Below are 21,249 nucleotides of genomic sequence, written 5' to 3' on the forward strand. Positions count from 1 at the left end.
AACAGCATAGCACATCCCTGCCGTGCGCCGTGATTTCTGCGCGGATATCGGTCCGGATGCCGACTCGAGTTTAGGGCTGCGCCGGAGAGGCATAACATTGGTCTCGCCCTCGTGACGAAGGCACTGCGTTGATGAGAGCCCCTCATTTTGAAGGATTCGCAGGAGCAAAGAAATGCACATTCTCGATATCAACCAAATGACCCAGATCTTCGTGTATTCGCTTGAGATGGTTGTAATCTTCGCAACGTTATGCGCCGCGCTGGAGCTAACCTTTCCGGCTTATCGATACAGTTTTGCTTCATACGTTCGCGGCGTGCGAAATTATATTATTCGCCTCGGATGTGGTGCCTTTATGTGGCACTTCTACGCTGTGAGCGTGGGCTGGTTAGGGATAAAGCCGCTTGTAACGATCAATTTCGGTACGTTGCTTCACTCTGACAACGCAATCATTAATAATGGATTGGCCGTCCTTTCAGGCGTTTTGGTCGCGATTGCCGGCGACTTCTTCTACTACTGGATGCACCGCGCTCAGCATGCTGTTCCATTCCTCTGGCGCATGCACGCTACTCACCACTCGATCCGCGAATTGACGGCATGGAATTGCCATCATCACATTTCCGAGCCACTCGTTGCCGCAGGGTTGGTGTCACTACCACTCACGCTGTTCCACTTCGAATCTGGCGTAGTGCCTTTTGTTGCCATGACGCTGATTACTTTTCAGGTCCATCTTTCACACTCTAGCACCCGCATCAATCTTGGGCCGCTTCGATATATCATTGGCGACAACAAGTTCCACCGCATTCACCACTCGTTGGAACCCCATCACCAGCGCCGAAACTACGGGTTCTTTACAACTATCTGGGACACGATTTTTGCAACGGCATACTGGCCAAAAAAGAACGAGTGGCCGGAAGTTGGCCTCCGAGACCAATCCGAGCCGCTCACCGTGCGCGATTTCGTTATGTTTCCATTTGATCGACGTCGCTGGCGTAGAGCTAAAGTCGGAAGTGGTGAAAAGGCTGGGAATTAAACGAACGCAGCTTTACGCTTCTAATCCGATTGTCGAGGTCGGAACCCATCAACTGGACCTAGAAGGGGACGGATCCTTGGCGCTGGCCTTATCGGAGACGTAGGATCTGGAACGGTTCTGTTGCAAATTTTTGTTGAACTGAAGCAAGAAGAGATGGCGGGCGGTGCTTATGCGGCGGCGATCGGAGGTCACTTGCCAGACAACCCGTAACGAAAAAGTTTGCAACAGAACCCTGAAGTGAATGGAGTCGAACTACTTTGTCTAGCGCCAAATTGCTGACGGAACGTCCGGCGCCCATTGTTGCTGCATGCCTCGATTCTTGGGGCGGTCTGGATGACGCAATCCACCATCTCACTCCAAAGGGCAGTGGAATCTGGAACAATGTCGCTTTTGTACGCAAGACGTCCTTCATGCCGGATTGGCATATAATCTTTAACTCTCCTTCTCTTTTTGGACTTCCTGTTGATATCGAGGCGAGCCCGAACAGGACAATTTTTGCAATCGGCGAACCGCCGACGAAAGCTCATCGCGCGCTCCATCTAGGGCAGGGGGAAAATACCATCGTTCTGACGTCTGACGCAGAGCTGGTAGCTCGGCAGAATGCAGGGCGTCGATTCGTCTTGTCTCCACCTATCACTCGGTCTTGGTCTGTAAGAAAGACGTATGACCAACTTCTGGTCAGCGAAGTCGTTGACAAGCCGCGTCGGCTCTCATGGATTACCAGCAACATCGTCCTGCTTAAAGGACATCGATATCGGCTGGCGTTTTTGGAACGGCTGAGAGAGGAGCTCGAGTTTGACCTGTTCGGCCGAGGTTTTCACCTGATTGGAGATAAATGGGACGCACTTGCACCTTACCGCTACAGTATAGCGTTCGAGAACACTTGCGCTGATTACTATTTTACAGAAAAGCTTATGGACTGCTTCGTTGCTGAAACAATGCCGATCTATTACGGCAGCCCAGCAATTACGAGGTTCTTTCCGCCGGACTCAATGGTTCTGATTGATCCAGAGGACAAGAACGTAATTCAAAGGATCCGAGAAATCATCAACTCGGACCTCTGGAGGGAACGTCGCGACGCAATACGAGAGGCGAAGCGGTTGGTACTTGAGAAGTACAATATATTTGCTTATCTCGCGGACTTCATCGAAAGCGTTCAGGATAAGCCTTTGCCGCCTAAAGTTATGCACATCGGTACGCCTGCGGTCGATTTTGGGGTAGACGAATGAACTCCAAAGTTCATTCGCTTCGCGCGCCCGGCGGTTGGTGGTCTGGCAAGGTCCGTACGGCACACTCGGCGGAGAATGCCCCGAGCATCTTTGATGAACCACAGAGTCGGTCTGGGAATCACGCGATAGATCCTGCCTGATTCACTGTCCCGGTGATTTGCGAGGAGGTGATGATGACGAGGAGCCTAAGGGCGGACCTTCGTGGGCGCGTGATTGCGGCCATTGAAGTCGGGGGTTCGACGCGGGAGGCGACACGTCGCTTCCGGATCGGTATTTCGACGGCCGGGAGTTGATATCGCCGCAATCGCGAGACCGGCCAGTGGAAGCGCGCAAGCAGGGCCAGCCGTCGCGTTCGAAGCTCGATGCGCATGAGGCCTTTATTCTTGGCCTTATCGAGGACGCGCCGGACATCACACTTGCCGAGATCGGGGAGCGCCTTGCCGCCGAGCGCGGCGCGCGGGCAGCGTCGTCCACGGTCCGGCTGTACCTCGACCGGCGCGGCATCACGTTTCAAAAAAAGACGGCGCACGCCGCCGAACAGCAGCGCCCCAATGTCCTGCGTCGCCGCAGAACCTGGTTCGATGGCCAGCTCGATCTCGACCCCGAGAGGCTGATTTTCATTGATGAGACCGCAGCATCCACAAAGATGGCGCGCTTGCGTGGCCGCAGCCTGCGCGGCGAACGATGCCGGGCGACCGTTCCTCACGGCCATTGGAAGACACCACATTCACGGCCGGCCTGCGGCTGGGCGGCTTGGCGGCGCCAATGCTGCTCGATGGCCCTATGAATGGTTCTGCCTTCCTCGCCTATGCGCAGCAGGTCCGCGCACCCGAGCTTCGCCCCGGCGACATCGTGGTCATGGACAACCTGCCCGCCCACAAGATCAGCGGCGTGCGCGAGGTGATCGAGAACATTGGCGCGGCTCCTGTTCCTGCCGCCATACTCGCCCGACTTCAACCCGTGTATGGATGGCTCCTGCGGGTCAAGGTATCGGATCGGGTTTGGTGAACAGGTCGGTTGCGGCCATGTATACGGCGTCTGAATGTGCAACGGGATCGCTGCGCGCCCTGATGAATATCCGCTTGGAGAACAGGTCCCACTCAATCGAGCGCGATCGAGGCGCTTCGGATTGATCGGGGTGTCCTGGTTCTTCGTCTCCGTTGTTCGCCATCACCTCACTTTGCCCTGACCATTCCGAGAGCCTGTCAGGCTGCCTGCGGCTCGTAACGCGATCCGTCCCTCAGGACGGCGAATATTGTTCGTGCCATGCGATGCGCCAAAGCGACGGCGACGATCTTCGTCTTCTTTCGCATCAGCATGCCCGATAGCCAGTCCGAGCTCGGTTCGCGCTTGAGTCTGCATCTGAGCATGATCTGCGCCATGGCGCCCAGATACAGCAAGCGTCGGATATAACGATTGCCCATCTTCGAGATCCGGCCCACCCTCTGCTTGCCTCCGGTGGAGTGCGGCTTGGGAGTGAGGCCGAGCCAGGCGGCATAGTCCCTTGCGCTGCCGAAATTGTCGACATCCGGCGTCGTCGCCGCGATGATCGTCGCCGACAGCATCCCCACACCTGGGATTGTGGCTAGACGCTGGCTTGTCTCGCTTTGCACGTAGGTCTCTTCGAGCTCGTCGGTCAGCCGTTCGATCCGCTCATTCGTCTCGGCCAGCTGTTCGAAGAGCAGGGTTATGGGCAGCCGAGCCGCCTGCGGCAGCCGATCCAGTTGTTCACGCAAGCGACCGACATTCTGAGCGCCTTTCGCCGTTATGACACCGAACTCCGTCATGTGTGCTCGGATAGCATTGCCAATCTGCGTGCGCTGGCGAACCAGAAAGTCTCGTGTGCGGTGAAGAACCAGAACCGATGAGCAGGCCTCGCTCTTGATAGAAACAAACCGCATGGAGGGACGTGTCACCGCTTCGCAGATCGCGGCGGCGTCCGCGGCATCCGTCTTCCCGCGCTTCACGTAAGGCTTCACATAAGACGGCGGCATCAGTCGGACATCATGCCCCATCTCCTGAAGCTTGCGCCCCCAGTCGTGTGAACCCGCGCAGGCCTCCATGCCGATCAGGCACCGCGGCCGCTTTTGGAAAAACGCGAGCAACTGGCTTCGGCGAAGTTGGCAGCGCACGAGAACTCGGCCGCTCTCGTCGACACCATGGATCTGGTCGGGTAGCAGCGGCGCATTGCTGCGCCGCCGCCCCCTAAGAACCGGACATGCGGATCACCCCGCATCCGGCTCAAGCCATTCTTCAGCACCATGGCGTGGCACCGAACAACTGGACGGAGGGTTTCGCAATTCGACGGCGGGCGAAGTAAGTGGACCATGCCGGATCAAATGGATTAGCCAGTCCCCGGATCTTGACGTGCCTCGTAATCGGGATCGTCATTGCGCGGGAAGAGCCGGCACCCGCTGGTACTGGCATCTGCCGGACCCTTCGTAGCGAAGTCCCAGGACCGGTGTCCATCGACCCGGAAGTACCTGTTCCTCACCCACCGTGCTCCTTTCATGGGATGGCGTCGACTTGCCCATTTCCAGAGCATTTGCCAGATGTGCGAATCTATCGATGAGAAGCTCGCTTTCGCCACGACGTGACGGTGATACATGGCCCATCCCCGGATAACTGGGTTCAGTTTCTGTATCAACGCCTCCTGCGTGACGCTCGCATTGCCCTTGATGATTTCCCTGACCTTGTCGAGGAGTGCTTTAACACTCTTCCTTGCCGGCTTGATCAATAGTTTGCCGTCGTACTTGCGTACGTTCTGGCCAAGGAAATCGAAACCCTCCGCGATGTTCGTGATCCGGGTCTTCTCCTCTGAGAGTTCCAGACCTCGGGTGGCCAGGAACTGCCTGACCGCCGGAAGGACTTTGAATTCGAGCACATCTTTCGATGCGCCGGTCACCACAAAGTCATCGGCATAGCGGATGACGTTGAGCTGGGCCTTGCTGCGCGCGAGTTTCGACGATCCCACGCTTGCGTAGACTGCCGCCTCCAGCCCATCCAACGCCGTGTTCGCGATCACCGGCGAGATGATTCCCCCTTGCGGGGTGCCCGCCGACGTCTCAAACAGAGTTCCCTCATCGATATATCCGGCTTGAAGCCACTTTCGCAGGACCTCCTTCTCCATCGTGACATGCTCCAGAAGCCAGGGGTGACTGAAGTTGTCGAAACAGCCTCTGATGTCACCTTCCAGAATCCACTCTGGCGAAGCGCGCTTAGCCAGAGTGATGAAGCACTGCTCAATGGCGTCGGCAGTCGAGCGTTCGGGCCGGAACCCATAGGAATTCGGGTCCGCCAGTGTCTCTGCCACCGGGTCCAGAGCGAGCTTCCATAACGCCTGCATCGCCCGGCACCGCATACAGGGAATTCCCAGCGGACGCTTCTTGCCGTTACTCTTGGGAATGTAAACACGTCGCAACGGCATCGCGCTATAACCGCGATGTCGAAGTGACATCATCCCGTTCCATCTGGCCGCCGGGGATGACCATATCTTACCGTCCACCCCCGGCGTTCTCTTACCGCGATTCTCCGTCACCCGTTTCACGGCCAACATCTTGCCGCTATGCGAGCGGGTCAGCAGACGTTGCAATGCTTTCACCTTGCCCCATCGGCCTTCCTGGGTTGCCTTGGCGATACGCACCTGAAGCCGTTTCACCTCTGCCTGAATGTGCAACCAGTTCGCCTGATCCCACATCTGCGCAGTGCGCGAGGATGCACCGGCTCCAGTCGCTCTCGCGCCGATCGCCGTCATCTGCTTTTCCTCGTACAACGATTGGTCAAAGTTCTCTCGCCATGAATGACCGCGCGGAAGTCTGCCCGCTTTCGCGTCGGGCGATGTTTCAGCCCGTATCCCGTCCATTACAGCCGGGCGTTCGCTTTTTCCGCATTCCTTTACCCACAGCGCCAACAGCGTTCCTTATGGTCCGCCTGCCGTTGCCGGCAGCACTATGGGCTTACCCTGTTCCGCATAAGTCTCCGAGCGGGGCGGACCCTTCCTCTTCGCCAGCGGCTGTTCGTCCATGGTGGCCCAGTTTTCAAAGACCACTCCACACCGCGTACCGTTTTGGTTCAAGCCTGTCAGCACGTTTGGCTTGTCAAAGATCACGACGTTTATCGGAAGTTCACATACGTTGGTCGTACCCGCTCATCCCTTGCGCCTCTCCGCCTTCGTGCTGGCAGATTCCGCCTTGCCTCGCGGCTCGACGTACCGGATATCCGGCGGCTACGTTGTCCCCAGAGCTTCACACCGAGCCGTTACCGGCTCCGCATGTCCGGGTAGGGAACGGCTGATGGAACAGCCGGTTTCTTCAGGCAATATCTCCTCCTGTGAAACAGAAACTCACGCGACTTGCAGGTCGCACGAAAATGGTCTTTGCGAGGTCGATACCGACCGTGGCAAGTTCGGACATGGATGGCTCCTCTGCTAGGGGACGATGACATCCCGACTATGGCGCAATGCGACGCCGGGAGCAGGAGCCATCCACACCATCAATCGAGATGGCTTTCTCGAAGCTCAAGGCTCTCCTGAGAAAGGCTCCAACCCGAACCATCGACGAACTCTGGTCGGTCGTGGCCAACTGCCTCGCAGCTTTCACGGTCGAGGAATGCAGGCACTATTTCGAGGCAGACGGCTATGACCCGGAATAAGTCGAGTCTGCTCTAGCTGCGCAAGCGGGCCGAGACGGGCGCACGACAATCGTACGCCCACCCGGCTGCTGCTGATCAGGCTAACTGGGGAAGGCCGGGAACGGAATTGAGGACCTCGTCCACGAGTTCTTCGCCGGCATGTTCCTTGGCGAAGGCGATCGTCTCGTTAGCAATGCCGGCGATCTTTCCTAGGCTGAGACCCTCATTCATCAATTGCTGGCCGAAACCCACCACGCCGCCTCCGGCGAGGAAGCTGCCGCCCTCTGCGTCCTCACCATCATGCTTCGCCACTAATTCCGAAGCTCCGGGAATGGCCTCGATCATGCGCGCAGCGGGACCGTCGGCTGCCTCGCGTTGCAGGAAAGCGAGCATCATGCCAACGGCCTTGTCTGCGAGAGCCGGGTCGACGCCGACATTGGTGGCAATGCGTGATACGAATTCTTCCAAGGCAGGGCACCTTTCGTTTTATTGAGGTTTACGCGCCAGTCCGGAGCACAAAGCGTGCTTGGGCCGAACTGCAATTGAAGTCCATGAAAATAGCGGCGGAAGCACCTCAGGCCGCCAAACGTTCAGCGCCGTGCATAAACCCGGCTAGCTACGACAGGTTGAGCGCAGCGCCAGTCTACCCCTCCGCGGTCTTACGCAAAAACCTCTCAGGTATTGGTCCACCCTCTTGGCTACTTCCATGGACTTCACGTCTACAAGGCGCTGAAAAGGCACCGCAGCAATGATGGTGGTTACAAGTACAATGACGACAGTGCTACTAGCCGCAATGGCATGCCCCCATTGGATAGTCCAGAGATAGACAAAGCACCCGAGGGAACACAGGATAGGGAAATGAAGAAGGTAGACCGAGAACGACAATCGACCTAGGAGTGGGAAAAAGTGTGACGAGAAGGCTCGCTGAAGCGATGGAAGCGCGAGAACGCTAGCGACAAGGAAGGTTGCACCGACGCAGTGCATTGCGTCCTTCAGGGGATTAAAGTCGATTGGGGAGAGTTTGATGATCGGCTCATACAAGATGTCGTTTGAGAAGCCGCCAAGATAGATGGCAGCAAGAAAGATTGCGATCTTAGCTTTGTGAGGCCATTTCGCTGGAGAAACGCGAGTCAGGAGGACGCCGACCCCGAACGACAAGGCGAAGGGCAGGTAAGCTATATGGACCGCAAAAGAGAGAGCCGCGGCAAAAACTGTGACGAGGGCGAAGGTGAACCACCTCGCAGCGAAGGCGAACATGAAGGCTAAGTATGAGCCGACGAGCTCAATGGACATCGTCCAGAGTGGTGAATTGAGTTTGTTCGTACCGAGAAATAAGGACTCATATAGGGCCTCCTGGGCGATGGTCGCGGCCGTAATTGAGCTAGGGTAATACCAGGTCAGCCAGATCGAGCCCGTGAGTGGAGCAACTTCAAGATTTCTCATCAGCCCCATGGCAAAAATGGTACCGGCAAAAACGATTGAAGCCGCGATTGGAATGCCGAGGCGGGGTATCCGTCGGATTGCTCTGGATACAAGCACCGACGCATTTCCAGTATCAGCAAAAGACTTGGTAAGGACGAAGCCGCTTAGAACGAAGAATACACAAACCGCAAAGCTTCCGTTGATAAGCATGCTGAATGGGGGGAGAGTTAGAAGCTGAGCAGGCCATCCGATTTCTGGCCACGCTGCTTGCGCCAACGGGTACATGGTTTTGAATATCCCTGGCTCGACAGCGAAGAGGGCGTGAGACAAGAGGACGCCAACTGCAGCCAGCCCCCTCAACCCCTCTAAAGCAATAAAACGCCCGGATCCGACCTGCCCCGCCGCCATTCCGTTCATGGATACTCTGCCCTTTATGATGCGCCGGTTTCGACTTGGTCTTCCTACAAAGTCCACGCTCGTGAACGTGAGCTGGAAAGCACGGGACATTGGCTTTCCTGTACTGCGCTATGCAGCGTCATGACGGATGGGTAAACTTGATTGTTTGGATATAATGCATCCATGGGATGGATATGCGGGCCATGCCCACAGGCGACAGCCGGTCCTAGATCTGAAACTCGGCCTGATCGTCCGAGAGACAGTAGAGCGCCTGCAGCACCATGATCCTCAACATCATCACCGCATCGAGGGGCAATTTACCGCTGTGGGAGCCGATCAATTCGGCCGGTGGCTGCCGATCTCACCGCTTTCGCGTCATGCAGGCACACTTCGGCCCTGGTGCCAGACATAGCGCGTGAGGTTGATTGGCCATGCCGATCTTTGTCCTGGCCCGCCCGACAGACGATGGTCCGCACGAACAGGCCATGCGGGCTTTCTGCTGTGCGAAGACGTGCTCGACGAAGGCGCGGATTTTTGAGCGCCGGCCATTGGCCCGTGCCATCGCCTCGCTCATCGGCCGGCCTTTCGGCTTCTGGTGAATGTCGGAGAAGTAGGGGTCGGAACAAGAACCGTTCCCGCAGACACGCTAAGGTCGAACGAAGCGCGAACACGCGCATAGATCTGTAGATGAAGCCACCGGGCTGGTTGAAAGCTTCCGGCCGATGGCCAACCACTACCCCTTGGAATTTAGTGTGCCGAGGGAGAAGGCGAGTGGGTAGAAGACGGCTTGTCAGTTCAAAGGAAGCGGCGATACTGCTGGGCATAGCGACGGACGAGGATAGTCTGATCCGTCACTTTACTCTGGGCCCGGCAGATAGATTGGAATGCGAACTCCGCCGGCGACCACAGAACAAGCTGGGCTTCGCCGTTCAACTCTGCACGATGCGACAAACAGGGCGGCTCTTGTGGGACAACGAGCAGCCACCTGCGGCTGTGATCAACTATCTTGCGGGTCAGCTCGGTATCGACGCGCGCCTCTACGCCTTCTATGCACATCGAGTACAGACCCGTTTCGATCACAGCCGATCGTTGATGGCTTACCTCGGTCTCCGGACTGCATCTAGAGACGATCGCCGCGCCGCCCTTGTGGCTGCAATCGATGCGGCGGCCAATGGCGATCACGGGTTGCCGATCGCGACAGCAGTCATTGCCGAGTTCCGGAAATGAAACGCACTCCTGCCCTCGCTGCATTCCATCGAGAAGATCGGCCTCGGCGGTCGCGCGATAGCTCGCCGACGGGCTGAGAAAGAACTCGTCGAAGGTATCCCGCCCGATCGGCTTACATTTTTGGACAGGCTGTTGGAGGTTGACCCGGCCCTCGGCCAGACGCGCTTTCATTGGCTGAGATCGGCGCCGGATGCGCCTGGTGCTTCGAACCTGATTGGGCTGACCGAACGGATCGCCTTTTTGCGCACGCTGGAGATCGATCCGAAATTGCAGATGCGCATATCCTCCGGACGGTGGGATCAGATGATCCGTGAGGGCAACGCCACACCGGCATGGCTGGCCAACGACTTCAATACCAGCCGTCGACACGCCCTGATCGTGGCGCAGACTATCAAGCTCGGCCAGAAGCTCACGGACGATGCAGTGTCGATGTTCATCAAGCTGATAGGTCGGCTGTTCTCGCAAGCCAATAACCGCAAGAAGCAGCGGCACATAGACTGCAGGCCGGATACCGCCAAGGCGCTGCGCATGTTCCTCCAAACCATCACTGCTCTGCAATCCGCGGCCGGAACGCATTGGAGGTTCTCGATCAGGAAGTTGGGTGGCACCGGTTGCTTCGGATGAAGCCTGAGCTTGAGTCGATGGTCGAGGACAATGAGGCGTCGCCATTGACCTTAGCGGCCGAGCAATATGCGACCGTCAACAAATATGCCGGTGCGTTCCTGCAGGCGTTCACGTTCCGCTCAGCGCGCCGCCACGATCCCCTTCTTGCTGCGATTTCGCTGCTGAAACGGCTCTATGTCGAGAAGCGGCGGACCCTTCCGGATCGCGTCCCGGTCACCCACCTCAGCCAAGCTGATCGACGGCTAATCCTCGGGAAGGAGAAACCCGATCGTCGTCTCTATGAGATTGCGACGCTTGCGGCTTTGCGGGACCGGCTTAGATCTGCGGACATCTGGGTCGATGGCAGCCGATCCTTCCGGCCGATCGACGAGCACCTTATGCCGCGGTCAACATTCACCTCCATGAAGGAGGAGGACCGCCTTGGACTGGGCGTCCAAGGTGACGGCGCGCAGTGGCTTGCCGAAGCGCGTCAGATGCTCGACTTCAACCTGAAGCGCCTCGCACACAGAGCACGGTCCGGAAAGCTAGAAGGTGTTCGTCTTGAAGCCGGCACGTTGATCGTGACGCCAACGGCTGGCGAGGTTCCGGCGGCGGCCGAGGAACTGAACGCCGAGATCAGCGAGCTCTATCCGTTGGTCGAGGTGCCGGACCTTCTGCGGGATGTGCACGAATGGACCGGCTTTGCGGACTGCTTCACGCATGTTCGCACGGGTGACACTCCGAGGAATGTCTCGGCCATGCTGGCCGGCGTGCTGGCCGATGGGACCAACCTCGGTCCGAAGCGAATGGCGAGCGCGTCCAAAGGAATCAGCGCTCACCAGATCGGCTGGATGCGCACCTTCCACGCTCGGTCGGAGACCTATCGCGCGGCGCAAGCATGTATCACCGATGCACACACCCGCCATCCGCATTCTCGACTGTGGGGCAACGGAACAACCTCATCGTCCGATGGCCAATTCTTCCGCGCGAGCGATCGAGCCGCAAAGCGCGGCGACATCAATTTGCATTACGGCAGCGAACCCGGATCGAAATTCTACAGCCATCTTTCCGATCAGTATGGCTACTTCAGCATTCTGCCCATCAGTCCGACCGAAAGCGAGGCGGCCTACGTGCTCGATGGGCTATTCGATCAGGACACGGTCCTCGAGATCCAGGAACACTTTACCGATACGGGCGGCGCGAGTGATCGCGTATTCGGGCTGTTCGCCCTGATCGGCAAGCGGTTCGCACCGCGACTGCGCAATCTCAAAGATCGGAAGTTCCACACATTCGAGAAAGGCGACGCATATCCGGCGCTGTCGAACCACATCGGTGCGCCGATCAACACGACTTTGATTCTCGACCATTGGGACGATCTGCTCCATCTGGCGGCGTCGATCACGACGCGATCCGTGGTGCCGTCTACGATCCTGAAGAAGCTGTCCGCATCTCCAAAGGAAAGCCAGCTCGCAAGGGCGCTACGGGAACTCGGTCGGATCGAGCGATCGCTGTTCATGATCGAATGGTACTCAAGTCCGATATTGCGTCGGCGCTGCCAAGCCGGCCTCAACAAGGGCGAAGCTGCGCATAAATTGAAGCGCGCTGTCTTCTTCCACGAGCGCGGCGAAATCCGTGACCGATCGTTCGAAAGCCAGGCCTTCCGCGCCTCCGGCCTCAACCTCGTCGTTAGCGCGATCGTGCACTGGAACACGGTCTATATCGAACGGGCCGTCACCCACTTGCGTAACATGCGTCGTGAGATTCCGGATCATCTGCTCAGGCACATCTCGCCGCTGAGTTGGGAGCACATCAATCTGACGGGTATCTACACTTGGGATGCAGAACATCAGATGCCTGAAGGCTTCCGGTCGCTCAGACTTCCGGCTCGGTTACGCCACGCCGCATGACGTTTATGCTCCGTTCGACCTTAGCGTGTCGCTGGGAACAGTTCTTGTTCCGACCCCCAGCTGCCAGATTTCGAGGCACTCGAGGACGCTGGCCTGCTGTCCAAGGACAAGCTGCTCGCCGGCGATATTCCGGTTGGCCTGACGAGCGGGGAGCGTGACGATGAGGTGAATATCGTCGCTGAAGGCGAGATGCCATGAGCAGATAGGCTTCTCTCTTCGACGCTCGGCAAATCTCACGTCCAGGATGACTGATCACGTGGCAATCGGTGATCGGGAGGTTCTGTTGCAAACTTTTTCGTTACGGGTTGTCTGGCAAGTGACCTCCGACATTTTTTTCGGAGGTTTGTGATGTTCAGAGGCCGGCATTTCGACCGATCGGTCATCCTGGTGTGCGTTCGCTGGTATCTGGCATATGGACTGAGCCTGCGCGATTTGAAGGAGATGATGGCCGAGCGTGGCATTAGCGTTGATCATTCGACGATCCATCGCTGGGTTGTTCACTTCTCGCCCTTGCTGCTGGAGCGCTTCAACCGGCGCAAGCGCGCAGCGACGGCAAATGGCATGTTGATGAAACCTACATCAGGTCCGAGGGCAGTGGATGTATCTCTACCGCGCTATCGACAGCGTCGGCGACACGGTCGAATTCTATTTCAGCGAACATCGGGATTTGCCGGCGGCCAAGCGTTTCTTCAGGAAAGCGCTGGAGCGCCATGGGCGTCCCGATCGTGTCGTCATCGATGGTAGCCAGACCAACCAGGAGGCGATCGTTTCCTGCGATACGACACATCGATTGCAGGATCGCTGCAGGCGCCGACCGAAGCCGATCCGAATCCGCCAAAGCCAATACTTGAACAACCGGATCGAGCAGGACCATCGGCGGATCAAGCGCCGTGTTCGGCCGATGCTCGGCTTCAAATCTCCCGCAGCCGCAAGCATCATCCTCCATCGAAATGCTTCACATGATGCGCAAACGACAGGCGAGGTTCGCCTTCAACCCAAATCCGTCATTGGCCGAGCAGTTCGATATCCTCGCCGCCGCATAAGCACCGCCCGCCATCTCTTCTTGCTTCAGTTCAACAAAAATTTGCAACAGACCCCTCGAGATCCCGAACATCCGGATTGCGTCCTTGTCGCCGGCAAGCGCAGACGGTTCTCCGAGGATGTGGCAGCGTACCTTCTGGAGAGAGGTTCCGAGCCCTCCGGCTAGCAGTCGTCGAAACAGACAGGGCGAAGATCGCCTTGAACCAGCCGGGCGACACCCAATTGACGTAATGGGTCGAGGCGAAGCCATGGATCATGAGCACCGGATCGCCCTGCCCGATGCCGGCTGGCGGTCGAGGAAGGCAAGGTCAAAACCGTCATGGGAGAAAAACTGCATCTGCGATCGATCCTGCGCGTTCAGTTGTGCGCAGTGCCGATTGCCGGGTGACGCAACAAATCGCCGTCCGCGATGCCGCTCCTGGCTGCCGTGCCTGCCTTGAGCTCGAGCACGAAGCGAACCGGCTCGCCGGGCGAGATCATCGCCTCGGATTGCGGCTTGCCTTGCTTGATCGCCCGGATCCTGCCGTCCTGGCCGACAAAGATCAGGTCGAGCGGCATCGGCGTGTTCTTCATCCAGAAGCTGACATCCTGAGGCTCCTCGAACACGAACAGCATGCCACGATCGTCGGCCATCTCCTCGCGAAACATCAGGCCGGCGTCGCGCTCGGCCGAGGCGTCGGCGATTTCGACGGAAAAAGAGCGTTCGCCGCCTTTCGTCACCGCGACCAGCGGCTGCGGGTCGACGGCAAGGATCATCGCCCGGCTGTCGGCCGAAGCCGGTTGCTGGGAATGGAAGAAAGCGCCTGTGGCGACGACAAAGGCGATCGCGGCGCAGACTACGCCCGTTGTCAGCCAGTTCCTGTGAGTCATTCGAAATCCTCGACCGGAAATCGTCCTAGACCATGATCCCAAAAAGTGGAACCCTGTTTTTGCTGCGCTGACCTGCAGTTCGGAAAGATCATGGTCAAGCGAAAGAACTAGCTAGCTAGACTAAAGATTGGCAGGTTCGATGGGCCGATGTCGCTTGGCAGTTAAACGGGTTCTCCCTCAATTTGTGTGGCGCGGTGGCAGCATTCGTGCTCTCAGCAGTTCGGGGCCTGCCCTGCCATACATTGCGCGCTTGAGGGTCTTGAGGCGGTTGATCTGACCTTCGGCCTTTCCGTTGCTCCAGGGCAGCTCGATGGCGTTGTTGACGGCATCGATGTCTCTGCGCAAAACACGGGCGAACCGCATAATCGGGATGAGTTCGGAGTCGATTGCATCGTCGATCCAGGGGTCCAGTGTTTCCGACCTCTTGCTGCGAAGGATGCCGTTGAAGCGCATTGCCAGGCGTCGCATCTTGGCGAATGCGTCAGATCCCTGCTTCAGGGCATCGACTTTCCTTGCCTGTCGAGGCGTCAGCAGGCCTCAATCGGCAAAATGCTGCAACAGTGCCTCTGGCTCGCTCGCCACCTTCTCCCAGCTGCGCTATGCCGATTTCGAAATCAATCTGGCCGCAGGCCTTGAGGACTCCCTGATCAGGGCGTTCGACCCCCCTTGGAACGGCCGCGAAAGAGGGCAGCCCATCACCGAGGAAGCCGAACGCGACTAAGACACATGCGCGTCTGCCTTTGAGGGCACCGCCACTCGCCGCATCGGCACGCGGCCGCCTGAATTGCCGATTTCGCTCAGCGGCTGCTGAATGGCGGCGGCTTGCGGCGTTACTAACAGTGACAACTACGTACTAACAGTGACAACTGCGAGCTCGGCATCTTCTCCGCCATCGAGGCCGCCGCCGGCCTTTTCGAGAACCATCCGCATTCCTCTGTCTTTCCAGGAGACGGCGTGGACACCATGCCGTTCCTCACCGAACCCGCCTCCTAGCCCTTCGCCTGTGTAGCATACGTCACGACCCCCGTTTGGCTTCGACCTGAAGGATTACGGCGCCCCCTTCGCAGAGAAGATCGGGTTGTTCGTGGCGCGAGCAGCGAAGCCGAAGGAGCTTGTCTGGGTTCGGGGTGCTGGCATGTCGATATTACGACCGTGTGCCCTTCGACAAGCTTGGTGGCTTCTTCAACCAGCATCTCGCCGCGGAGATCGAATCGTTATCTGCGCCGCAAAGTGCGGCCGGTGAGCGGCTTGGCCCTGCGTTCGAGTTGGCCACGTCTCGCTGGGATCGAGCATGTAAATGGCTTACGCAGCAACGGTGCGATCACACTGGAGCAACGGCATCAGGAAACCGCCATCCTTATGCGCCCCGACACCCTGGTCGCCATCGGTCGCATCGCGGGGGGGCACTGTGGCCGAGGGCTGGCGAGTCTGCCAAGGCGAGCAACGATAGGCGATACCGGCAGACATTACGTTGCGGCACTTGATATTGCAGTGCAGCAAGCGTAGAGCACCGCGCGCTTATCGGAGTGTCGTCCATGGCCCTTACCAATGCTGGTAACGAGGCAGAACCTGTCCAACAATCGAGCCATTCTAAGGTCGAGCAGCACAGCACCAAGGTGCTGATGCTGGGGGCACTCGGTGTCGTTTACGGCGATATCGGCACCAGCCCGATCTATGCATTCCGCGAAGCGTTGCATGCATCAGCCAATGGCAACGTCGCCAACCGTGGCGACATCCTCGGCGTGCTGTCGCTGATCATCTGGTCGCTGACGATCACCGTGACGATCAAATACATCATGTTCGTGCTCCGCGCCGACAATCGAGGCGAGGGCGGAGTGCTGTCGCTTGTCGCGCTGGCGCGCAACAGTTTCCCGACCCGCTCGGCGGTGATCCTCGGCATCGGCATCGTCGGCGCGGCGCTTTTTTTCGGCGACGCAGTGATTACGCCGGCAATCTCGGTACTGTCGGCGGTCGAAGGTATGAATGTCGTCACGCCGACATTCCAGCCCTATGTGGTGCCGCTGACACTGGCCATCCTGGCGATCGTGTTTGCGGTACAGCGGTTTGGCACCTGCGGCGTAGGATTGGTGTTCGGGCCCGTTACCGCGCTGTGGTTCCTGGCCATCGGCCTTTCTGGCCTCAACCACATCATGGACGACCCGGAAATCCTGCTGGCCATCAGCCCGCATTACATCGTGTCGTTCCTGGTCAACTCGCCCGAAGTCGCCTTCGTCACGGTTGGTGCGGTTTTTCTCGCCGTCACCGGCGCTGAGGCGCTCTATGCCGACCTCGGCCATTTCGGGCGCAAGCCGATCGTGCTCGCCTGGCTGGCAATCGTGTTTCCTTGCCTGTTGCTCAACTATGTCGGGCAAGGTGCCTTCGTGCTGGCGAATGGCGGTGTCGTCGGTCATCCCTTCTTCGAGATGAACGAAGGCTGGATGCTTATCCCGATGGTGGTGCTGGCGACGGCGGCGACTGTGATCGCCAGCCAGGCGGTGATCTCCGGCGCCTTCTCGCTGACCAGACAAGCGGTGCAGCTCAACATGCTGCCGCGTTTCGTGATCCTGCATACGTCGGAAAAACAGTCGGGCCAAATCTACCTGCCGCGCGTCAACCTGCTGCTGGCGCTGGTGGTGATGCTGCTGGTGGTCGGCTTCGGTGAATCGAGCAGACTGGCCTCGGCCTACGGTATTTCGGTAACCGGCAACATGCTGGTGACGAACATACTGCTTTTTATTGTGATGACGCGCATCTGGAAGTGGCCGGTCGGCGTCGCGGTCGCCTTGATGGCGGTGTTCGCCTTCGTCGATACCGGCTTCTTTGCGGCCAACATAGTCAAGGTGTTTGAAGGGGGCTGGTCCTCGCTTGCCATTGCCGCAGTTATTGTGCTCACCATGTGGACCTGGATCCGCGGCACCCGCTATTTGTTCGAAAAGACGCGCCGGAACGAGATCCCGCTGGATTTCCTTGCCGGCAATCTGCTGAAGAAGAAGCCGCATCTGGTGTCGGGCACTGCGGTGTTCCTGACCAGCGATCCGCTCAGCGCGCCGACCGCGCTGATGCACAGCCTGAAGCACTACAAGGTGCTGCACGAGCAGAACGTCATCCTTTCGGTAGTGACGGCGCCGCAGCCGGTGGTGCCCGACAGCGACCGCGTCAAGATGGAGACGGTCAACGAGTTGTTCATGCGGGTGACGCTGACCTTCGGCTACATGGAACAGCCCAACATTCCGCGCGCGCTGGCGATCTGCCGCAAGCAGGGCTGGAAGTTCGACATCATGACGACGTCCTTCTTCCTGTCACGGCGCTCGCTCAAGGCGTCGCCGAATTCCGGCATGCCGATCTGGCAAGACAAGCTGTTCATCGGCCTGGCGCGCTCGGCGGCCGATGCGACGGAGTATTTCCAGATCCCGACCGGACGTGTGGTCGAGATCGGGACGCAGGTGGCCGTTTAGGCATGCCCGGTTGAGCAGAATCAATTGGCATTTTCCGAGCCGGTGAATGCCTGACTCCAGGCCCGAAGCTTCCGGCCCCAAAGCCGTCCCTTTACGCCTGCGATCATTCCCCTTCCCCATTGTCTTGCCGACCCACCAGTCGAGATGCACTGAAACGACCTCGCCGGGCAGCAACTTATTCATTTGAACGTAATCGATGTGCCGCAAGTCCGACCTTCAATCTTTCAGTTCACAGGCAAGCGTTACCAAAATCGGCGTGCCGCCTAACCGGCGCCGCGTCGTGACCTGTCAGGAAGCCATGCAGGCGCGAGACAGAAGCTGGCTCGAGGCCGCCGGCCTGGTGCTGGTCCGGCAGCGGCCGGGCTCGGCCAGAGGCTTCATGTTCCTCACCATGGAGGATGAGACGGGCGCGGCAAACATCGTCGTCTGGGTCAAGATCTTCGAGAAATTCCGGCTCGTGCTTCTCTCGTCGGCCATGCTCGGCGTACGCGGTCGTATCCAGCGAGAAGGGGAGGTGGTGCATCTCGTCGCCCACGAGCTGACCGATCTGTCGGCCGAGCTGGCCAGCGTGGGAAACCGTGAGATGCCGTTTCCATTGCCGCACGGCCGCGGGGATGAGGCTCATCACGGCGCGCCCGGCCGGGGCCGACCACGCCTTCGACCGTAGAAGAAGGCGCCGGCATATCTCGGTTATGCAGGACCTGGCGGATGCGGGTGCTGTGGCGGCGCCCACATGCGTTCGCTGCGGTTCCTGCGCAGTCGTCGCGGGGACAGGCTTCCGTTGTCGAGTGTCACCTGCCGCTGAATGTGACAGGCCAGGATGAAGCGGCGCAGGTTCGCGCCCAGCCGCCAACAATCCACGCCGGCAGCGGCGCCACGAGCCTCTCGCCGCTCGGTGTCACCCAGCACTCCCGGCGATAGCGCATCACATCCGACAGAACCAGATCGCGCACCAGGATCGTCTCGTATCCCTTGAAGCGGGAGCCCGCAGGAGCGCTCACCGCAACCGTTCACCTCGCGGCTCACGCGACCGCCGTCGCGCTTTGCGCCGCGACGGCGTCGCTTCCCCTTGCCAGATGCGTTGCGCATTCCGACGGCTTGGTCGGCTTGTCCGGAGGGCGATCCTTGAGGGTCTGGATCTCGGCGCGCAGCGCCTGGTTCTCGATCTCAAGGCTCTCGACCCGGCCTTGAAGACCGCGCACTATGCCGATCAGCGCAGCAAACGGCCCGCGGAGCTGAGCAAGCGACAGGCCTTCAAGCGAATCAGTCGGTGGTAGCGTCCGCAAATGGTGAATCACGAACGCGCTCGCCGCAAACCCCTCCGCCCGGAAAATCTGATCTGGTTACGGCTCTCGGCGTGACCCAGAGAGCTGGGAGAAGCCTCTGCGAGACTACAAGTGTAACACCATGTTGGTTTAGCAGATCATGCTTCGGTGGTAACCTCATGGGGTACAGAAACGACTTTGGAAGCTGAGCAATGGATCGCGATAGCAAACAGACACGTGCAGCTGGAAGTTCATCCCGCGACGGGAGGAGGGCCGAGGAACGCCGTAACCACCTCGACCTTCCAGACGGGCCATTGACCATGTTGCAGAACGGTTAGTAACGGCTAACCCGCGCGATGCAGCAAGCGATCTCGGGAGCTTCAAATCCGCGACGTGCAGTTCAGGACGTTGCACTTCTTTGTGCTCTATGAATTCAAGCACTTGGGTAAGCTGGAGGCGATCGAGACCGCAATTACGACCATCGCGGGCTACAAGGGTCGCTTCAGGCTCATCATCCAGAGCCTCTCGGCACTGACGGGGGCCTAAGGCGAGGCTGGCAAGCAGAATTTTCTCGGCAATACCGGCCTGCAAGTGTTCATGGCCACTGCCGATGACGAGACTCCGAATGGTCATGCCGCCAGATCCCACATTTTGATCGATGCCCGGTTAACGTCACGGTGCCCGTTTTCACAGCGTTAAGTTTACGGTGCCCGTCAGCTTGTCGTAAGCCAACCCGCCTAGCATGAGTCATCCAGATGACACTGACGGTTAAGCGCCCGTCTCGCGTATCCCGTCCCTCGGCGATCAGAAACTCCACTACAGGTGAACGGCTATGGGAATTTGCATCTCCAAATCCTCCGGATCGACTCGACAGTCGCCGCGAGAATCCACGGCGTCGGGCTTTGAGAGCAGCATATCAGCGCTGAGGGTCTCCCTGGGCACGCCTGCCGACAGGTTGCGACGGGGCGGAGATGCGCCTCTGGAGCCACATCAGATCCAGCAGGCCGCCTATCATATGGGAGCGTGTGTCGTCGGTGACGATGTCACCAGCCCGATAAGACTCGCGACAGCGGGGCAAACAGTTCACGACGTCCGCCTGCTGCTCAAGCATGGCCGGGGAAACGTTAAGGTGGACGACATTCCCTCTCACGGCCACAACAGCATCGGATCGTCGGTTGCAATGATGGGAGCAGACGACAACATTAAGGTTGCAGTGGCCGTAGTCATGGGAGCGGCGTGCTGCAATCAGACCGCTCCCCTTTCCGCTATCGTCCACGCCCCACACATGGCGGCCGACGAGCGGAGTATGACCTCTAGTGCTTCCGTGTCAATGAAAGAGATAACCGACCAAGGTGATGAGATCCCAGTCAAGACGGGTCACATTTGGAACGAACTGCGGCGCGGAAGCCGCGACCCGAGGTCGACCGTGGTTATGGATGCCTGGGCCAACGGTCCCGCTGTTCGGTTGAAGGACAGCGCATGGAGCGGAGTGCCGGTCAAGGAAGGTCATTGGTCGATGGACAAAAGCACCGCCGAATTCCTGAAAAACCGTGTTGAGGGGTTGATTCCGTTCGCGCATCCGGACACAAATGAACAAACTGCCAACGATTTGCGCCGGAAGCAAAACGCACCCGTATCGTGGAAGAAATATGCAGAAGTACAGGTGATCTCACCCGAGTTCGCCGATAGTGTACGCAACGCATTGTCCCGTATTCCTGAAGGCCAACAAAGGGAAATCGCATCACTGATGATTCAGGAAGCCTACGGAATGGATCCTTCCTCGCGCACGCACCAGGACGCAGTGGAATCAGTTCTGGTGGCCGCCAACCAACTGGACTCGCTGCCCCGGCCTCCTGTCGAGCCGCCGGAATTGGCGGCGTATCACCAGTTCGACGCAAATCAACAGGTCCAAGCTCACGCAGTTCCCGGCATGCAAGATATCTTGCCGCACATGCCTCCGCCGCAGCATGCATGGAATGCCAATCTGGACGGCCACATAGCAGGTCTTCAAGCTGAAGTCCGTGCGACAGGTGCCCAAATCTCCTATGAACAGCTGCGGCGGGGTGGTCAAGTCGGGCAGTCCATAAGCCACGCCTACAATCACGCCCGCGAGGATCTAATGGCTGCCTCCAGAAGCAGAGATCGCTCCGGCCGTTGAGGTCTCGGCCATGGTAA

12 protein-coding genes and 9 pseudogenes are annotated in these 21,249 nt (G+C 58.7%); 10 read left to right on the plus strand and 11 right to left on the minus strand.

The window, feature by feature from the left end; all coding sequences use genetic code 11:
- Window positions 1–172: 172 nt before the first annotated feature.
- From AC1RZR_RS36170 to AC1RZR_RS36180, 3 genes and pseudogenes are all read left to right on the plus strand, one after another.
- A complete protein-coding gene (locus AC1RZR_RS36170) occupies window positions 173–1,030 on the plus strand; it encodes a sterol desaturase family protein (protein ID WP_481829374.1) in 858 nt (285 codons plus the stop codon).
- Window positions 1,031–1,287: 257 nt separating this feature from the next.
- Window positions 1,288–2,259 (plus strand): glycosyltransferase family 10 domain-containing protein, encoded by a 972-nt coding sequence (locus tag AC1RZR_RS36175; RefSeq protein ID WP_481829375.1) that lies wholly within the window; start codon window positions 1,288–1,290, stop codon window positions 2,257–2,259.
- A gap of 173 nt (window positions 2,260–2,432) precedes the next feature.
- Window positions 2,433–3,220: pseudogene (locus AC1RZR_RS36180) on the plus strand (IS630 family transposase); the annotation flags it as partial.
- A 244-nt stretch (window positions 3,221–3,464) separates the two neighbouring features.
- Here the strand turns inward: AC1RZR_RS36180 and AC1RZR_RS36185 are convergent.
- The 5 genes from AC1RZR_RS36185 to AC1RZR_RS36205 all read right to left on the minus strand — a co-directional run bounded on the left by AC1RZR_RS36185 (window position 3,465) and on the right by AC1RZR_RS36205 (window position 9,046).
- On the minus strand, window positions 3,465–4,439 hold the full coding sequence (locus tag AC1RZR_RS36185) for an IS110 family RNA-guided transposase (RefSeq protein ID WP_481829612.1): 975 nt from the start codon (window positions 4,437–4,439) through the stop codon (window positions 3,465–3,467).
- A gap of 164 nt (window positions 4,440–4,603) precedes the next feature.
- Window positions 4,604–6,169, minus strand: coding sequence for a group II intron reverse transcriptase/maturase (gene ltrA, locus AC1RZR_RS36190; RefSeq protein WP_481829376.1), 1,566 nt, complete (start codon window positions 6,167–6,169; stop codon window positions 4,604–4,606).
- Window positions 6,170–6,984: 815 nt separating this feature from the next.
- Window positions 6,985–7,356, minus strand: coding sequence for a hypothetical protein (locus AC1RZR_RS36195; protein WP_481829377.1), 372 nt, complete (start codon window positions 7,354–7,356; stop codon window positions 6,985–6,987).
- Window positions 7,357–7,500: 144 nt separating this feature from the next.
- Complete coding sequence (locus AC1RZR_RS36200) at window positions 7,501–8,817, minus strand: acyltransferase family protein (protein ID WP_481829378.1); 1,317 nt, start codon at window positions 8,815–8,817, stop codon at window positions 7,501–7,503.
- A 115-nt stretch (window positions 8,818–8,932) separates the two neighbouring features.
- Window positions 8,933–9,046, minus strand: coding sequence for a transposase (locus AC1RZR_RS36205; protein WP_481829379.1), 114 nt, complete (start codon window positions 9,044–9,046; stop codon window positions 8,933–8,935).
- Window positions 9,047–9,477: 431 nt separating this feature from the next.
- On the opposite strand from AC1RZR_RS36205, the pseudogene AC1RZR_RS36210 reads away from it, so the two are divergent.
- The 3 pseudogenes from AC1RZR_RS36210 to AC1RZR_RS36220 all read left to right on the plus strand — a co-directional run bounded on the left by AC1RZR_RS36210 (window position 9,478) and on the right by AC1RZR_RS36220 (window position 13,486).
- Window positions 9,478–12,443 (plus strand): annotated as a pseudogene (locus AC1RZR_RS36210) (Tn3 family transposase).
- Between the two features lie 60 nt (window positions 12,444–12,503).
- Window positions 12,504–12,641: pseudogene (locus AC1RZR_RS36215) on the plus strand (SMC-Scp complex subunit ScpB); the annotation flags it as partial.
- A gap of 150 nt (window positions 12,642–12,791) precedes the next feature.
- A pseudogene (locus tag AC1RZR_RS36220) lies at window positions 12,792–13,486 on the plus strand (IS6 family transposase).
- 189 nt (window positions 13,487–13,675) lie between these two features.
- Here AC1RZR_RS36220 and AC1RZR_RS36225 read toward each other — a convergent pair.
- The 3 genes and pseudogenes from AC1RZR_RS36225 to AC1RZR_RS36235 all read right to left on the minus strand — a co-directional run.
- Window positions 13,676–13,821 (minus strand): annotated as a pseudogene (locus AC1RZR_RS36225) (alpha/beta fold hydrolase); the annotation flags it as partial.
- Window positions 13,822–13,841: 20 nt separating this feature from the next.
- Entirely contained in the window at window positions 13,842–14,354 is a 513-nt protein-coding gene (locus AC1RZR_RS36230) for a DUF192 domain-containing protein (RefSeq protein ID WP_473529253.1), read from the minus strand.
- 177 nt (window positions 14,355–14,531) lie between these two features.
- Window positions 14,532–14,891 (minus strand): annotated as a pseudogene (locus AC1RZR_RS36235) (ISL3 family transposase); the annotation flags it as partial.
- A 998-nt stretch (window positions 14,892–15,889) separates the two neighbouring features.
- Here AC1RZR_RS36235 and AC1RZR_RS36240 point away from each other — a divergent pair.
- Both AC1RZR_RS36240 and AC1RZR_RS36245 read left to right on the plus strand, forming a co-directional pair.
- Complete coding sequence (locus AC1RZR_RS36240) at window positions 15,890–17,809, plus strand: potassium transporter Kup (RefSeq protein ID WP_481829380.1); 1,920 nt, start codon at window positions 15,890–15,892, stop codon at window positions 17,807–17,809.
- Between the two features lie 265 nt (window positions 17,810–18,074).
- A pseudogene (locus tag AC1RZR_RS36245) lies at window positions 18,075–18,449 on the plus strand (OB-fold nucleic acid binding domain-containing protein); the annotation flags it as partial.
- A gap of 151 nt (window positions 18,450–18,600) precedes the next feature.
- On the opposite strand, the gene AC1RZR_RS36250 reads toward AC1RZR_RS36245, so the two are convergent.
- Complete coding sequence (locus tag AC1RZR_RS36250) at window positions 18,601–18,810, minus strand: hypothetical protein (protein ID WP_477345586.1); 210 nt, start codon at window positions 18,808–18,810, stop codon at window positions 18,601–18,603.
- Window positions 18,811–18,831: 21 nt separating this feature from the next.
- Window positions 18,832–19,011 (minus strand): hypothetical protein, encoded by a 180-nt coding sequence (locus tag AC1RZR_RS36255; protein ID WP_436175304.1) that lies wholly within the window; start codon window positions 19,009–19,011, stop codon window positions 18,832–18,834.
- Between the two features lie 480 nt (window positions 19,012–19,491).
- Here AC1RZR_RS36255 and AC1RZR_RS36260 point away from each other — a divergent pair.
- Window positions 19,492–19,698, plus strand: a pseudogene (locus AC1RZR_RS36260) (type IV secretory system conjugative DNA transfer family protein); the annotation flags it as partial.
- A gap of 364 nt (window positions 19,699–20,062) precedes the next feature.
- Here the strand turns inward: AC1RZR_RS36260 and AC1RZR_RS36265 are convergent.
- Window positions 20,063–20,455, minus strand: a pseudogene (locus AC1RZR_RS36265) (hypothetical protein); the annotation flags it as partial.
- Here AC1RZR_RS36265 and AC1RZR_RS36270 point away from each other — a divergent pair.
- A complete protein-coding gene (locus AC1RZR_RS36270) occupies window positions 20,405–21,232 on the plus strand; it encodes a type III secretion protein (protein ID WP_481829381.1) in 828 nt (275 codons plus the stop codon). The pseudogene AC1RZR_RS36265 and the gene AC1RZR_RS36270 sit on opposite strands and share 51 nt — an antisense overlap.
- Window positions 21,233–21,249: the final 17 nt, after the last annotated feature.

It is taken from the genome of Mesorhizobium bavaricum (assembly GCF_056781655.1).